The organism is Pseudoalteromonas sp. SWYJZ12 (genome assembly GCF_015864395.1).
Taxonomy (GTDB): Bacteria; Pseudomonadota; Gammaproteobacteria; order Enterobacterales; family Alteromonadaceae; genus Pseudoalteromonas; species Pseudoalteromonas arctica.
In genome coordinates this window covers 62,815-78,665 of record NZ_JADYXH010000010.1, presented here as the reverse complement: position 1 = coordinate 78,665, position 15,851 = coordinate 62,815, and the positions used below count along the sequence as shown (strand labels likewise).

Sequence of the window (15,851 nt, the reverse complement as noted above, 5' to 3'; positions counted from 1 at the left end):
GCAAGGGGTTACTCGCGATGATAAGGATGGTTGTTATTTAAGCTCCAACCTCGGTAAAGGCTCTCTGCAACAATTATACGCACCAAAGGGTGCGGCAATGTTAAATTAGATAACGACCATTTTTGCTCAGAAGCTGCAATGCACTCTGGAGCAAGTCCTTCAGGTCCGCCAATAAGTAAACTTACATCGCGGCCATCGAGTTGCCATTTTTCCATATTGTTAGCAAGTTGGTGAGTATCCAGCGCTTTCCCTGTTACCTCTAACGTTACAATACGATTGCCTTTTGGAATAGCCGCTAATGTTTTTTCACCTTCAATGTGTAAAATACGTTTTATATCTGCATTTTTACCACGTTTTCCGGCTTGAATTTCAATTAACTCTAGGGCCATATCTTTAGGGAAACGTCGCTGATATTCTGCAAATCCCGTTTCTACCCATGCTGGCATTTTAGTACCAACAGCAATCATTTGTATTTTCACGTATTACTTCCAAGCATTGTCTAAAATGAGTGAGCGTTTAGCCCCACAGTTTTTCTAGATCGTAATAGCTACGTGCTTCGTTTTGCATCACGTGTACAACCACATCACCTAAATCAACCAGTGCCCATTCGCCGTCGCCTTCACCTTCATAACCTAATGGCTCTGAATCTGCATGACGCGCTTCTTTTGCTAAGTGATCGGCAATTGACTGTACGTGGCGTTTAGAAGTACCAGAACAAATTACCATGTAATCTGTGATATCTGATGTTCCAGTAACGTCAATATGAACGATGTCACGCGCTTTCATATCGTCAATTTTGTCCATAGCAAAGGCGAGTAGTTGTTTTGAATCCAAGGTTTTGTCTCAATTTAAAAATTTAATGGCGCGCATTTTAACACGCTAGGAGTTTTTAAGCATCAATTTGATAGAGCTGATGCACTTCTATGTAATGACTCACTGCATCGGGCAATAGTTCATTCTTTTTATTACTTTTTTTCAGTTGTTCGCGAATGGTGCTTGAGGCCGCATCGAGCATTTCGCCCGGTAAAAAATAAAGTTTACCTGCAAGTGAGTGTTTAAGTGCCGCTACTTCGCCGGCATTTGCGCGTTGCATATAGCTTTTGAGCTCACCTGTTACAGTGCAATGTTGAGCAGGGCGCTGGTACACCACAATATGGCAAAGCTGCGTTATTGCCTTCCACTCAAACCACTTATCTAGGTTGTTAAATGAGTCCATACCAATTAAAAATAAAATAGGTGTAGTGGGGTGTTCTTTACGAAGTTCTTGTAAGCTCAGCAACGAATACGATGGACCGGTTCGATTAAGTTCTCTTAAATCGAGTTCAAAATGAGGATAAGGAGCAATAGCTGCGTTGAGCATATTAATTCGGTGCTCTGCACTAATACCCGGAGCTGCTTTATGTGCAGGTAATGCACAGGGCATAAAATAAAGCGTATCTAAATTAAACGCATTTACGCATTGCTGCGCCATATTTAGATGGCCTAAATGGACTGGGTCGAAAGTGCCACCAAAAATTGCGATCATTTAACACCCATTAGCTATTTATTAATTAACCGCGTGGCACGGCATAGGAATGTTGAGCGGCTGGCAAAATTTAATACAAATATGAGCAAGCGCTTGGTAAGGTGCAATTAAATTACCTTGCTTGTAACTGGCATCAAACAATGCAACATCACTGTTTATTTGTTCTAGTGTGTGCATGTTTAAACGGTTAATTGCGTTTTGAACTGGACCTTGTTGGTTTTTCCAAATTGCTTTTTGTTTAAATAAATTAGCGATAGGTTCGCCATTTAATAAACCAAGTTGCACACTTATAAGTGTATTAAGCTCTTTGGTTATAGCCCACAAAATGCTCACCACTTCGGTGTTATCGCTGGCAAGTTTGTTTAATACTTTTATAGCTTGTTTGGCGTGGCCATTTAATAGCGCATCGCTTAAATCAAAAATATCAAATTTGGCTTGGTTTAATAGGCCTTGCATTACTAATTGCTGAGTAATTAATGCATTGCCGTGTAGCAGCGAGAGCTTTTCAAGCTCCTGAAAACAGGCTAACAAGTTGCCTTCGGTGGCATTTATTAAGCTTACTTTGGCGTCGCTTTGCATATTAAGTGATAAACGTTGGCATTGCTCATCAAGCCATCGTTTTACATGAGAGCCCGTAAGCGGGTAGCAAGGTACAAATACACCTTGCTTATCAAGAGCTTTAAACCATGCTCCACGTTGTACTTCTTGGCTGGCTTTAGCGCCTTTAACAATTAAAATAGTATCGGGATTAACCAGCTCAACTACTTTTTTAAAGGTGTTGCTGCCAATAACGCCTGGCTTTTGTTGGTTTAAATCAAGCTCAATAATAGTGCGGGCGCTAAACAGCGACATACTTTGGTACTGGGCTATAATTTCTTGCCAATCGAATCCTTGCATTAAAGTAAACTTAATTACTTCATCAAAACCTTGTTGCTTAGCACTGTCGCGAATTTGTTGTACGCACTGCGCTTCTTGAAAAGGCTCTTCTCCAAATACTAAATAAAAGGGCTTTAGCCCTTTATTTAATTCACTCGGTAGTTGATTAGCGTAGCAGCGCATTATAGTTGCGACAGCTCTCTAACAATACGACGACTGGCTTGCTCACGAATTTCGCTAATAAGTAGCTCAAGCTCTTTTGCTTTTGCTAATGCGTGATCCGGGTCGTCTTGGTAATTACGGTAAAGCTCAAAACGTTTTTCTATCGCTTTTTCACCTGGGCGTTTAACTACATACGATACGCCATAAGCGAGCTCATATTCAGCAACTTGGCCGTTTTGAAACAGCGAAAGTGTTTGGCGTTCAATGCTTTCTTTACGTAAATACAATTGGGCTTTATCTTTAGCTGACGATACTAACTCTACGTTACTCGCTTTAAGCTCTTTTTTAAGCTCAGTGAATAAAGTCGATTTTTCGTCATCGCCTACAAGTGTTAGCTGTTTTAAGTTATCAGGCAGGCTAGAGGCTTTTTTTAAATGAAAGCCACAGCTTGATAACAAAAAACAGACTAGCACTAAGGCTAGTCCATTTTTAATGGCGTTAAATGCAGCCATATTAGTTAGCTACCACGTTAAGTAGCTTGCCTGGTACGTAAATGATTTTACGAATGGTTGAGCCATCAGTAAATTTAGTTACGTTAGATTCTGCAAACGCAAGGGCTTCTACTTGCTCTTGAGTTGCATCAGCTGGCACTGTTAACTTAGCGCGAAGCTTGCCGTTTACTTGTACGATGATTAGTTTTTCATCTTCAACAAGTGCAGACTCGTCAACTTTTGGCCATGCAGCATCTAAAATCTCGCCTTTTTTACCAAGCTCTTTCCAAAGCTCATGCGATAAATGCGGAGTAATAGGTGCAAGCATAATAACTAATGCTTCAAGTGCTTCGTTAGCAATCGCTACATCTTGTTTGTCGCTCAGTGGTGCTTTTAATAACTTATTAGAAAGCTCCATAATGGCTGCAATAGCGGTGTTAAAGGTTTGACGACGTTCAACATCATCAGTCACTTTAGCAATTGCTTTGTGTAAGTCGCGACGTAGTACTTTTTGCGGGTTAGTTAGCGCTGATTTATCAAGTGCTTGGTAACCTACTGTTTTAACGTCTACCGCGTATTTCCATACACGTTTTAAGAAACGATGCGCGCCTTCAACGCCTGAGTCTGACCATTCAAGCGTTTGCTCTGGCGGTGCTGTAAACATCATGAATAAACGCACTGTATCTGCACCATACTGGGCAATTACATGTTGTGGGTCTATACCATTGTTTTTAGACTTAGACATTTTGCTCATGCCTGATGAGAATACCGGCTCGCCGTCTTCCTTGTGCCATGCTTTAGTAACGCGGCCTTTTTCGTCGGTTTCGGTATTAACATCAGTTGGCGAAATCCAAATGTCGCCGCCTTTTTCATCTTTACGATAAAATGTTTCAGCAAGTACCATACCTTGACAAAGTAAGCGGTCAAACGGCTCGTCTGAATTAACTAAACCAAAGTCACGTAATAATTTATGGAAAAAGCGTGAGTACAATAAATGTAAAATTGCATGCTCAATACCACCAATGTATTGGTTTACTGGTAACCAGTAGTTAGCAGCAGCTGGATCTAGCATGCCTTCGTCGTAGCGTGGGCTACAGTAGCGTGCGTAGTACCAAGACGATTCCATAAAGGTGTCAAACGTATCAGTTTCGTGAAACGCTGGTGCGCCATTTACTGTTGTTTTAGCCCACTCTGGGTCTGCTTTAAGTGGTGAAGTTACACCGTTCATTACCACATCTTCTGGTAAGCGAACTGGTAGCATATCTTCTGTTGCGGCAAGTTCTTTACCATCTTCATCGCTAAGCATTGGAATTGGAGAACCCCAATAGCGCTGACGGCTCACACCCCAGTCACGCAGGCGGAAGTTTACTTTACGCTCACCAACACCGAGTGCTTCTAATTTATCGGCAATCGCTTTAAAACCAGCTTCAAAATCAAGGCCGTTAAATTCACCCGAATTTACAAGTACGCCTTTATCGGTAAATGCTGATTCTTTTAGGTTTACTTCAAGATCTGAACCTTCAGCAGGCGCAATGACTTGTTTTATATCTAGGCCGTACGCTGTTGCAAACTCAAAGTCGCGTTGATCGTGTGCAGGTACTGCCATTACAGCGCCTGAGCCGTAATGCATTAATACAAAGTTAGCAACCCAAATTGGTACTTGCTCGCCCGTTAATGGGTGAGTTGCGTAAAAGCCTGTTGCTATGCCTTTTTTCTCCATTGTTGCCATGTCTGCTTCGGCAACTTTGGTGTTTTTGCATTCTTCAACAAACATTGCAATAGCATCGCTATTTTTAGCGGCTTCTTGCGCAATAGGGTGACCACCAGCAACAGCAACATACGTAACACCCATAAAGGTATCTGGACGTGTTGTGTATACGCTAAATGTTTCGTCGTTATCGGTGCGTTTAAATTCAATATCACACCCTTCAGAGCGGCCAATCCAGTTGCGCTGCATTGTTTTAACTTGCTCTGGCCAATCTTCTAACTTGTCTAAATCGTCAAGTAGCTCTTGTGCGTAGTCGGTAATTTTAATAAACCACTGTGGAATTTCTTTTTGCTCAACCACAGCGCCTGAACGCCATCCACGACCGTCAATAACTTGTTCGTTAGCGAGTACAGTTTGATCTACTGGATCCCAGTTAACTGTCGACATTTTTTTATACACTAGGCCTTTTTCGTAAAGCTTAGTGAAAAACCACTGCTCCCACTTGTAGTATTCTGGATGACATGTCGCAATTTCGCGATCCCAGTCATAACCAAAACCTAATTGCTTAAGTTGGGTACGCATGTAATCAATATTTTCGTATGTCCACTTAGCTGGTGCTGTTTTGTTTTTAATAGCAGCGTTTTCTGCAGGTAAACCAAACGCATCCCAACCCATAGGTTGCATTACGTTTTTGCCTTGCAGGCGCTGGAAACGAGAAACAACATCACCAATGGTGTAGTTACGCACATGACCCATATGCAGTCGACCACTCGGATAAGGGAACATAGAAAGGCAGTAATACTTTTCTTTGCTCTCATCTTCAGTGACTTTAAATACCTGGTTTTCTTCCCAGTAGCTTTGTACTTTTGACTCTATATCTTGCGGGTTATATTGCTCTTGCATCTATGGTTCCAGACTTCTTGCAAACTAATAAAAAATTGCCGTTAGGATACCCCAAATAAAACACTATTCACAGCGTCAAAAACATGCTTTTATTAAATTGTAACTTTCAGTGCAGGTTAACCTGCCTTTTTATAGTGTGGTTAGCTAAAGACATAAGTTACAGACTGATTTAACAGCAATTTTGAAGGAGTAAAAAATGACTGATTACAAAACATGGCTTAGCAGTTTTACCCATTGGATAAAAGATGTGAAAGAGCATGGTTTAAAAGATGTGGTTTCTGGGTTTGTTGAATCTGAGCAGGCGCTTAAAGATTTAAGTCAAGAAAGATATGAGCTCTACAAAAGTTATTTAAAGAATGATATTGAACATATAGTAGAGAACGAATCACACTATAATTCGCTTGCATGGCAAGAGCTTAAAGAGTCTCTTTGGTTTGAACTTTCGCACATAGAAGATAAAACTCAACTTGAGTGGCAATCTCTTAGCCAAGATTTTAAGCACAATGGTGTGTATCACGCAGGCGAATGGATAGCCATGGGCACATTAGTATGTAAGAATTGCACCCATAGTTACGATGTTTATCACGCTACACAAATTACACCGTGTATTGAATGTGATGGAATCTATTTTAGTCGTAAGGCACTGCACCCTTAAATATAAGTATTAAGTGGCTGCGGGCCACTTAATACGCCCAAAGGCCAGCGAATATGCTGGTAAAAAAAGAAGTTAGAATGACGAAAAAATTGCTGCCACTATCTGTTTCAAAGCTCGCACCGAGTATTTCTACTAATCACGTAAACACGTGTATGAACAATCCATACCCAGAGCAACTTACGTTTATAGGCCAACAACGCGCCCAAAGTGCTTTAGATTTTTCATTAGGGATGGAACTGCCGGGTTACAACGTTTATGTAATGGGCGAGGCCGCTCACGGGCGCTTTACGCTTGTTAAAGATAAACTTAAACAACACGCAAAAGACCGCTCAACGCCAAACGAATGGTTATACGTAAACAATTACGATGACCACAGAGAACCTATTGCGCTGTTTATGCAACCAGGTCAAAGCAAGCAACTTAGTGACGACATAGATTCATTTTTAGATGAAGTACTCGACACCTTTCCTGCGGCATTTGATAACCCAGCGTATCAGCGTAAGAAAAAATCAATCGATCGTGAATTTAACGATGCCTACGACAGTGCTATTACCGCAGTAGAAATTGCGGCGTTTGAGCAAAGCGTTGCATTAGTTGAAGAAAAAAATTCAGTAGGGTTTGCACCACTTGTAGATGGTAAACAATTAAGCGACAGCGAATTTGGCGAGCTTGAAGAAACGTTACGTGAAGAGTTTTTTGAAAAAATTGAAAAGCTAGAAGATGCATTAATAGAAGCGTTAATAGAGCTGCCACGTTGGAAACGCGAATCAAAAGAAAAACAACGCAATCTTAAAAAATCGACTGCAGAGCAAGCCACTAAACCACTTTTAAAAGACTTAGAACATAAATATGCCACGCATATTGGTGTACTGCGCTATTTAAAAGATATACGCGTTGAAATTATAGACGCGGTACTTGAATGGCTAGATGACGAAGATGAAAGTGAAGAAAGCAAAGAAGACTTTGATCGCAAAGGCATGCTTACCGACTTTTTTGCACCTAACATTTTAGTTGAGTTTAAAGAGGACGACGCAGCACCGGTTGTGTACGAGCCTAATCCAACGTTTGGCAATATATTTGGCAAAATTGAGTACTCAACATCGCAAGGCTCTTTAATTACCTGTTATCGCTCAATTCAGGCTGGTGCATTGCATCGTGCTAATGGCGGTTATTTAATTATGGACGCTGAAAAAATCATGGCAAATCCACAAGTGTGGGATGGTTTAAAACTCGCGTTAAAAACACATCAAATTAAAAACGACTTACCGTATCAAGACAGCACAGTAGGGACTAGCTTTACACTTCGCCCGCAGCTTATACCGCTTGATGTTAAAATTATTTTATTAGGTTCGCGCGAGTTGTACTACACCATAGGTGAATACGACGAAGAATTTGCAGAGCTATTTAGAGTATTAGCCGACTTTGATTACTACTTGCCAAGTAGCGATAAATTGCAATACCAGTTTATTACTAAAGTAACCGAGTATTGCGAGCAAACATTAAAGTGCACTGCAACGCAGGCTGCTATGGTGCGTTTACTTAAATTTAGTTACCGCCAAGCTGAGCATCAAAATAAATTATCAGCGCGTTTTGCTGATGTACTTGAACTTATTGCAGAAGCTAGTTACTACGCAAAGCAAGACAAATTAGCCGTTATTGACGCGCACCATATTGACGAAGCCATTGAAGGCAAACAATACCGTACCGGCCAAATTAGCGAAAATATGCTCAGTGACATAAAAGAAGGTCACACACTTATTGCAACCGACGGCCAAGCCATTGGTAAAGTAAATGGCTTAACCGTATTACACATTGGCGATACCTCATTTGGTACCCCTGCGCGTATTACGGCAACGGTTTATGCTGGCGCCGATGGCGTAATAGATGTTGAACGTGAAGCCGAGCTTGGTAAAGCTATTCACTCAAAAGGTGTAATGCTACTTACCGGTTATTTAGGTAATAAATATGCGCAGCACTTTAGCTTAACGCTTAGCGCTAATATTGCCATTGAGCAAAGCTATGGTTACATAGATGGCGATAGCGCATCTTTAGCAGAGCTGTGTGCGCTTATTTCGTCTATTACAAGCCTACCTATTAGCCAATCAATTGCGCTTACAGGCTCTATAAACCAACACGGTGATGTACAAGCCATTGGTGGCGTAAACGAAAAAATAGAAGGCTTTTTTAAACTGTGTAAAATGCGTGGTTTAACAGGTTCGCAAGGCGTTATTATTCCTAAATCAAACCAAGTTAACTTAGTGCTTGATGACGAAATACTTAATGCGGTTGAAGCGGGTAAATTTAATATTTACGCAGTCGAAACCGTAGACCAAGCGCTTAACTTGTTAATGGATATAGAAGCTGGCGATATTATTGATGACCAGTATCCAGAAAACTCAGTAAACGGTATTGCACTTGCTCGCCTCAAAGAGATTGCCGACATAGTAAACGGCGATGATGACGAAAAAGACGAAGAGCTAGACAACGAAAAAGGTTAATGATGATTAATATAATTTTGGCGGTAGTTATCGCCATTTTTTGTTTTTTAATATTTCAAAATAGTAAAAAAGCAAAACAACAAGCAGGCATAAATGCACAAATAGGTGCAGATTATTTAGCCGCTAACGCAAAGGTAGAAGGTGTAGTAGAAACGACTTCTGGCTTGCAGTATAAAGTAATCCATAAAAGCGAAAACGAAAACACACCAACCCCAAAAAGTATGGTTAACGTGCATTACCACGGCACACTAATCGACGGCACTGTGTTTGACAGTTCAGTAGAGCGTAAAACACCGATTAGCTTTGGTTTGCACCAAGTTATTAAAGGTTGGACTGAGGGCTTACAACTTATGAGCCCCGGCGATAAATACACGCTATATGTACCGCACCAATTAGCGTACGGCGAAAAACGGGTAGGTAGTATTCCTCCTGCCTCAGTACTTATTTTTGAAGTAGAGTTACTGGCAATTGAGTCTTAGTGATTAAATAACAAGGAAGTAAATTATGAATAAAGACGAATTACTTAAAATAGCCAAAGGTGATATTAACTTTACCTTTCAATCTATTATTTATGCACTAGCGCTATGCTTACTCGTTGCAGCTGTTTTTTTACTAGAGATGAGCGTTAACCTACAAATGGGTTTAATAGTTTGTATTATTGGTGTGTTTGGAATGACTATTTATAATAATTTAAATACTCGCCTAAATGCGGCGCTTGAACTTATTGCGCTCTCACAAGATAACCAAAGCACTAAGTAAGCAACGAGTTAGTTTAATAAATTGGTATAAGCCCTACTTTAATAAAGTGGGGCTTTTTGCTTTTAGCTAACATTAAAATTTACTCAAGGATTTTAATACGAGGTCGATACCTATAATAGTTACAAAGCTATTTTAGGGATAAAATAATGAAGATTTCACCGACTCCCATTCCATACCAAGTATACAGCTCAAATACTCAAACTTTAGCGCAATCAGATAAACTACCTGTTGAAAAAGCGAGTGAAGAAAAGAGCGAGGAAGAGAGTGAGGAAGAGCCAAAATATGTGTTATCAAAATTTCTAGATACCAAAGCACAAGAATATAGTGAAGATAACGCAACGTTTAGCAATCAGTATAAAAACCTAGAAAAAGTATACAAGCACTTCACTGGGCGAGTTATTGCGCTGCAAGAACAAATTAACAAACTTAAACAAAGCCCCGTACAACGTAGTTTAACTATAAATACTTCTGCAAGTGAGCTGAATAAAAACGATGCGAGTTTAACTCTAGATGCAGAGCACCTAGGTTCTAAAAAATATAAAAACACACAGCAACAAGAGCAGATAGATATGTTAGAGCTGCAATTAGGGGAGTTAAAGTCAGAGCAAGCAGCAATAAAACAACAAATGGTTGAGCTGGTTATTAGTGAAATGAAGAGACGGGGCGACGACTATACTATTTAGCGCCACCAACATGGTGGTGGGCTAGCTTTTAAACTCAATTTTACCCACTTCAAGTTTAAATTTACCTCCTTGCTTACCTGCAATCATAAAGCCTAGTTGCTTAATATCATCAAAATCAATAATCGGTTGTTGCTCAAGCACGCGACCGCGATACGTTAAAGTAAAATCACTCGGAGCAAAGTTTATATCTACCCATTCATTTTTTACTGTTTTAAATGAGTGGGTGTACGCTGCGCCATCAAGGTAATTGGTAGTTCTGAGTCTAAGCTGATAGGTTTGTCCATCGCCTTTAACACGCAGTGCTATAGCTTTAGTATTTTGGCTTTGTGTATTTAGCTCTGTACGTATTGATGCAAAACCGCCGTTATTATCAAGCGAAACATTGCCTGTAAAAAGCAAACTTTCTTGAGTTTGTGTTACTTGGCTATTAGATACACCGCCCATTACTGAGTCGTTAACAACGTACCAGCGCTGGTTTGCACTCGCTTGTGCACTTACAACTAATAAATTAAATACAAAAAGTGATGATAGTTGCTTTGTTGTCATACGTGTTTCCTAATTGGCATTAAGTAAGTGGAGTACTTATAACAAATACGTTTTAATAACGTATTTGTTCACTAATTTAAAACTAATTATTTTTACGAGCCCACTTATCCATAATTTTATTAAATAATATTTCATCATCAGTTTGCTCACCAGGGCAGGTCTGCGCGCTACCTTGAGGCATGCCATTACTACCAAATACGGTTGAAGTATCAATTAAATAGCATTTACCGTTAAATTTTTCTAATCGTCGTGTGCCTATTGTATTTTGGCTAATAACTTCTGATTTTTGTGATTTAACCGGTGATTTAATTGTGGGGGTGGCAGCTATTGCATCATCAGTACTATCTGAGTTATCTGCTTCGCCAAACGTGACCATTTTTTTATGCGTTAAGTTATTTATAGGTGCGCCATAAATAGGCGCATACGGGTTAAGTTTTTTAAACGTTTGCGTGTTGGTATTAATGGTGTGGGCAGGGGGTTGAGGTTTATTTGTAATAGTGGGCTTTGTTACTGTTGCTGTTTTTGGTTTTTCGTCACGTTGTTTGGGTGCTTTAGTAACTTGTGTTTGAGTTGTAGGTATTTTATTAGTGCTTACAGATTCAGGTGCTTTTTTTACCTCTAACTTTGCAGGCTCAGCAATCGGTGCGTTAGTGGTAGTGTTAACGGTGCTTAACTTAGGTTGCGTTGATAAGTTAACCATTACATAAGCGTTTATTACGGTGTCTTTTTTTGTTGGAGGTACTTCAACTTTTATTTTTTGCGAAAGTAATTTATGTGAAAGTAATAAGTACAGCAACACGCCATGTATACATAACGAGATAACCCACGGCCACGCATTCCCTTTATTCACATCAAACCCTCAACTTAATAGTGCTGTTAAGAGTCAATAAAATACATTTAGTTCACCTAAAGTTAATGTGTTTTACTTTGTGGCTTTATTGCAAATACAACAAAACTATTTTGCAGTTTTTGTTGTTTTTGCATGTGCTTGGTTACGTTATTATGCGTGCAATCAAACTTAGGAGGCATTATGACATTACTTTTTGAACCAATAGAACTTGCAGGTAAAACATTAAAAAACCGTATTGTTATGCCCCCAATGACTCGCTCGCGTTCAACACAGCCTGGCGATATAGCTAACGACTTAATGGCAACATATTACGCACAGCGCGCAAGTGTCGGGCTAATTGTAAGCGAAGGCACACAAATTAGTGAACTTGGCAAAGGCTACGCTTGGACTCCGGGTATTTATTCAAATGAGCAAGTTGTAGGTTGGAGTAAAGTAACCAACGCAGTGCATAGCGCTGGTGGCGTTATGTTTGCTCAGCTTTGGCATGTTGGCCGTGTAACTCATAGTGACAACACCGGTGGCGTGCAGCCTATTTCAGCCTCGGCGATTGCTGCAAAAGACGTAAAAGTATTTGTAGATACAAACGGCGCACCGGGGTTTGTAGACACCCAACTCCCACGCGAAATGAGCAAACAAGATATTACGCATGTCATAGGCGAATTTCGCCAAGCTGCTAAAAATGCAGTTAATGCAGGATTTGATGGCATAGAGCTTCATGCTGCTAATGGTTACCTTATTAACCAATTTTTAGACTCAGAATCAAATGCCCGCACCGATGAATATGGTGGCAGCGTGCAAAACCGAATACGCTTTTTAATTGAAGTAGTAAACGCTGTTATCGACGAAATTGGTAGCAGCAAAGTAGGCGTAAGACTAGCCCCGTTAACAACTCTTAATGGCACTGTAGACGAAAACCCTGAGGAAACTTATTTAGCGGTTTCTGAGGCATTAAATAAAGCCGGTGTAGGTTACATGCATATAGCCGAAGCCGATTGGGATGACGCACCTTTAATGAGTGTTGAGTTTAAATACGCTATTCGCAAAGCCTACAGCGGTGTATTAATTTACGCAGGCAAGTACACAAAAGAGCGCGCAGACAAAGCACTTAGCGAAGGCTGGGCCGACATGATTGGTTTTGGTCGCCCATTTGTATCAAACCCAGACTTACCAGCACGCTTAAAGCAAGGCAAGCCTCTTAACAGCCATAACCCCGACACTTTGTTTGGTGGTGCAGAGCAAGGCTATACCGATTATCCAACGGTATAATTGCTAGTAAGTAATAAACATTGAGTAAAAACATGAAGGGCTGCATTTTATGCAGCCCTTTTTTTGTGCACTGATTCTATTAGCTTTATCTTGAGCAAAAAATAAAAAACGCGTAAGTTAACCGGGTTACCTATTTTAATAACAAGAAAATAAATGAAAGCCAAAGAGATAGAACAATTAGAATTATCAAATTCTGAAACCCGAGAAGTTGTTACCCCCTACGCCTTTAAAATTGACAGTGCTTTACTGGGCTTGCCTTTAGCTACGCCAATTCGGCGTGCACTAGCGATTATTATTGATGTTGCACTTATATTTTTAGCAGCCAAACTCAGCGCGGCTTTAATAGCATTTGTTGCTGCAATGGCTTTTTATAAAGGTACGGCACAGCAATACCTTCCAAAAATGTCGAATGTGTGGCGAAGAATCTTAAAAATAACGGCAGCAAGTATTTTATTTGTAAGCGCACTTACTGTGCTTTCAATTGGCATAGATTACCTAGAAGACGATAACACTGATCAAGGTTTAGCTGTTCAGGGCGTAAAAATACAAGATGAAATACAGCTTACCGCCACAGAAAAACAACGGGTAAATACTTATTTAGCGCAAACAGCCGATGACAGCTGTGAGCAACCTTGCCAACAAAGCGCGCTTGATAATTTAATAGGGCAAGTTCCCAAATTAGCAGAAATGGATGACCTAAAAAGCCCACAACTTGCTACCGTACTTTTACAGCTACTAGTACTCAGTGAAAATAACGAAATAAAGCCTGCACAGTTAATAGAAGAAAAACCTGCACAAACAAGCACAAATAGTATTTTGCAGTGGAGCAAAGGCGTTATTCAAGACTTGGGCTTAGGTTTTGGCTGGGCTGCAGTTTACTTTACGTTGTTCTCGCTGCTTTGGCGCGGCCAAACGCCGGGTAAAAAGGTTTGTAATATCCGTGTTGTCGCCCTAAGCGGTGAGCCATTAGGTTTATTAGATTGTTTTGGTCGCTACGGCGGCTACGGTGCAGGCTTTGCAACGGGCTTATTGGGCTTTTTACAGATATATTGGGACCCAAACAGGCAAGCAATTCAAGATAAAATATCAGCGACGGTGGTTATTAAAGGTAACTTGAATCAAGTTGTAAATGTGGAAACCGTTGTAGATGCAGTAAAGGACTAGCTTTTAGTTGGGAATAACTGTTTTAAGAAAGTAGGTGTGTGGTTTGTAAAGGTGGTTTGCTTGCATTTTACTTAACTTTATTTAGAACATCAAAAAGTTGTATTGTGAAATAATGTATGTGATTCTTGTATTAATATTAGTCAATATTTTCAAGTGAGTATCGAAGGAAATGAGTTCATATAAATTTAGGAAAAATGCTGAAATAGGTAAGTTAGAGGCTGAAACTGATTCTTTTTTAGAGTCTTGTTTTTATGAGTCTGATGTATTTAAAGGCATTCTTGATTTTGACAGTAGTGAGAATAACCCCGATTTTACTCGAAGAATTATTGTTGGAAGAACTGGAAGTGGGAAAACAGCTTTATTAAAACAGATTATTAATAGCGAGAACGTAAAAGTTCACGATACGATTGAAGCTGAAAATACAGTTTTTGAACACATAAAAAATAATATATTTATTTCAGATCTAATTGATAAGGAAATTGATCTGAGAGTTTTTTATAAATCATTATGGCTACATGTCCTTTTAGTGAAAGTTATTAATCTTCTTCACCGCTCCTCGTATGATAGCTTTTTCGAGTCGATAAAGAGACTAATCAGCTCTAGTAAAAAAAGATATAACCCAGAAGTTGCGAATGAGTATGTTGAAGCTTATAAAGATAATTTCTTTAACGATAATGTGATCACTGAAATAACGAACAAAATGCAAGAATCTTTGTCAGGTGGAGCAAATGGTGGGATTTTTAAATTTGAAGGTAAACAGCTCGAGGAAAACTTACAAAAAATACAGTCAGTAACATCTAGCTATGTTAGTAAAGAGCTTCTTAGAAAACAAAAAGAGCTCATTAAAGTGATTCAGGAAGAGTTTTCTAATGAAAAACAAATAAGAATAATCATTAGCATAGATGATCTTGATAAATCATGGTTGAGTTCAAGTGCCATCAGATATGATTTCATAAACGCTTTATTAGAAGCGTTTAAAGAGCTATTAGATATTAAATCGGTGAAAATTTTAATTTCTATTAGAACAGATATTATAATGGGAATTTATAAAAACAGTTTGAGACAAGATGAAAAAGATCAGTCTTTGATTTACGCGATATCTTGGAATCGAGAAGAAATTAGAGGAATCTTGGACTCACGTATAAACCACCTTGTTAGAAATCAGTATCAAGGAACTAAGGTCGTTACTTTAGCTGATGTATTCAATTTCAAGGTAAATGATCTAGATGCAGATTTATATATTTTAGAGAGAACTATGCTTCGCCCTCGAGATGCGATTAGCTTCGTTAATTTATGTCTAGGTGCTTGTGATGGTAAGGTTGAATTAAATGAAGATATTATCCTTGAAGCTGAAGAAAAGTTTTATTCTGGACGAAAGAAAGCATTAGTTAAAGAATGGGCAAGTATTTACCATCATATTGAAAGTTATTTAGATAGCTTATCTTTTATTCCAACCAATGAATTTAAAGTTTTAGATATGCCTCAAGCTATTATTGATCAAGTGTCAAACTATCTGCTTGAGATACCAGTTGTAAAAGATGATGAAGAACATGATCGACGAGCGATGGATTTAAATGAACTAATAAAAGTGTGGTTTGCAGTAGGTGTTATAGGCATTAAAAAATCTAGTACTTTGTTTATTTATTCATCGTTTGAAAAGCCCGAACTAGATATCACCGATTTAAATAAGAAGTTTGTGATACATCCTCTATTTTTCAGGAATACTTAATAGTCATTCTTTACTAATTATAAGGTTAAAAAGGTA

At 39.3% G+C, this 15,851-nt stretch carries 16 protein-coding genes; 8 read left to right on the top strand and 8 right to left on the bottom strand.

Annotation, left to right across the window (positions count from 1 at the left end):
- Positions 1-8: 8 nt before the first annotated feature.
- Genes rlmH through leuS form a run of 6 tightly spaced genes read right to left on the bottom strand, consistent with a single transcriptional unit; the run spans position 9 to position 5,665 of the window.
- Positions 9-479 (bottom strand): 23S rRNA (pseudouridine(1915)-N(3))-methyltransferase RlmH, encoded by a 471-nt coding sequence (rlmH, locus tag I6F42_RS12620; protein WP_197152353.1) that lies wholly within the window; start codon positions 477-479, stop codon positions 9-11.
- A 37-nt stretch (positions 480-516) separates the two neighbouring features.
- Positions 517-834, bottom strand: a complete 318-nt coding sequence (rsfS, locus tag I6F42_RS12615) for a ribosome silencing factor (RefSeq protein ID WP_007585564.1) — start codon at positions 832-834, stop codon at positions 517-519.
- A 55-nt stretch (positions 835-889) separates the two neighbouring features.
- The gene (nadD, locus tag I6F42_RS12610; protein WP_197152352.1) at positions 890-1,525 is read right to left on the bottom strand and encodes a nicotinate-nucleotide adenylyltransferase; all 636 of its coding nucleotides are present in this window, start codon (positions 1,523-1,525) and stop codon (positions 890-892) included.
- 21 nt (positions 1,526-1,546) lie between these two features.
- Positions 1,547-2,584, bottom strand: a complete 1,038-nt coding sequence (holA, locus tag I6F42_RS12605; RefSeq protein ID WP_010554702.1) for a DNA polymerase III subunit delta — start codon at positions 2,582-2,584, stop codon at positions 1,547-1,549.
- Positions 2,584-3,075 (bottom strand): LPS assembly lipoprotein LptE, encoded by a 492-nt coding sequence (gene lptE / locus I6F42_RS12600; RefSeq protein ID WP_010554703.1) that lies wholly within the window; start codon positions 3,073-3,075, stop codon positions 2,584-2,586. Before lptE ends, holA begins: the two co-directional genes overlap by 1 nt.
- A gap of 1 nt (position 3,076) precedes the next feature.
- Positions 3,077-5,665, bottom strand: coding sequence for a leucine--tRNA ligase (gene leuS / locus I6F42_RS12595; protein WP_197152351.1), 2,589 nt, complete (start codon positions 5,663-5,665; stop codon positions 3,077-3,079).
- Positions 5,666-5,861: 196 nt separating this feature from the next.
- Between leuS and I6F42_RS12590 the strand changes: the two genes are divergently transcribed.
- The 5 genes from I6F42_RS12590 (at position 5,862) to I6F42_RS12570 (ending at position 10,260) form a co-directional block, all read left to right on the top strand.
- Complete coding sequence (locus I6F42_RS12590) at positions 5,862-6,320, top strand: zinc ribbon-containing protein (RefSeq protein ID WP_007585575.1); 459 nt, start codon at positions 5,862-5,864, stop codon at positions 6,318-6,320.
- A gap of 77 nt (positions 6,321-6,397) precedes the next feature.
- Positions 6,398-8,818 (top strand): Lon protease family protein, encoded by a 2,421-nt coding sequence (locus tag I6F42_RS12585; protein WP_024591122.1) that lies wholly within the window; start codon positions 6,398-6,400, stop codon positions 8,816-8,818.
- 2 nt (positions 8,819-8,820) lie between these two features.
- On the top strand, positions 8,821-9,297 hold the full coding sequence (locus I6F42_RS12580) for an FKBP-type peptidyl-prolyl cis-trans isomerase (protein WP_007585579.1): 477 nt from the start codon (positions 8,821-8,823) through the stop codon (positions 9,295-9,297).
- A gap of 25 nt (positions 9,298-9,322) precedes the next feature.
- Positions 9,323-9,577 carry a hypothetical protein gene (locus I6F42_RS12575; RefSeq protein ID WP_197152348.1) on the top strand — a complete coding sequence of 85 codons (255 nt, stop codon included), beginning with the start codon at positions 9,323-9,325 and terminating at the stop codon, positions 9,575-9,577.
- 146 nt (positions 9,578-9,723) lie between these two features.
- Positions 9,724-10,260 carry a hypothetical protein gene (locus tag I6F42_RS12570; protein WP_197152346.1) on the top strand — a complete coding sequence of 179 codons (537 nt, stop codon included), beginning with the start codon at positions 9,724-9,726 and terminating at the stop codon, positions 10,258-10,260.
- A 21-nt stretch (positions 10,261-10,281) separates the two neighbouring features.
- On the opposite strand, the gene I6F42_RS12565 is transcribed toward I6F42_RS12570, so the two are convergent.
- Both I6F42_RS12565 and I6F42_RS12560 read right to left on the bottom strand, forming a co-directional pair.
- Positions 10,282-10,806 (bottom strand): CIA30 family protein, encoded by a 525-nt coding sequence (locus I6F42_RS12565; RefSeq protein WP_197152344.1) that lies wholly within the window; start codon positions 10,804-10,806, stop codon positions 10,282-10,284.
- A gap of 82 nt (positions 10,807-10,888) precedes the next feature.
- Positions 10,889-11,656, bottom strand: coding sequence for a hypothetical protein (locus I6F42_RS12560; protein ID WP_197152342.1), 768 nt, complete (start codon positions 11,654-11,656; stop codon positions 10,889-10,891).
- A 180-nt stretch (positions 11,657-11,836) separates the two neighbouring features.
- Between I6F42_RS12560 and I6F42_RS12555 the strand changes: the two genes are divergently transcribed.
- From I6F42_RS12555 to I6F42_RS12545, 3 genes are all read left to right on the top strand, one after another.
- Positions 11,837-12,922 carry an alkene reductase gene (locus I6F42_RS12555; protein WP_197152341.1) on the top strand — a complete coding sequence of 362 codons (1,086 nt, stop codon included), beginning with the start codon at positions 11,837-11,839 and terminating at the stop codon, positions 12,920-12,922.
- A gap of 153 nt (positions 12,923-13,075) precedes the next feature.
- Positions 13,076-14,086: an RDD family protein gene (locus I6F42_RS12550; RefSeq protein WP_197152340.1), complete on the top strand. Its 1,011-nt coding sequence runs from the start codon at positions 13,076-13,078 to the stop codon at positions 14,084-14,086.
- A 169-nt stretch (positions 14,087-14,255) separates the two neighbouring features.
- A complete protein-coding gene (locus tag I6F42_RS12545; protein ID WP_197152339.1) occupies positions 14,256-15,815 on the top strand; it encodes a P-loop ATPase, Sll1717 family in 1,560 nt (519 codons plus the stop codon).
- Positions 15,816-15,851: the final 36 nt, after the last annotated feature.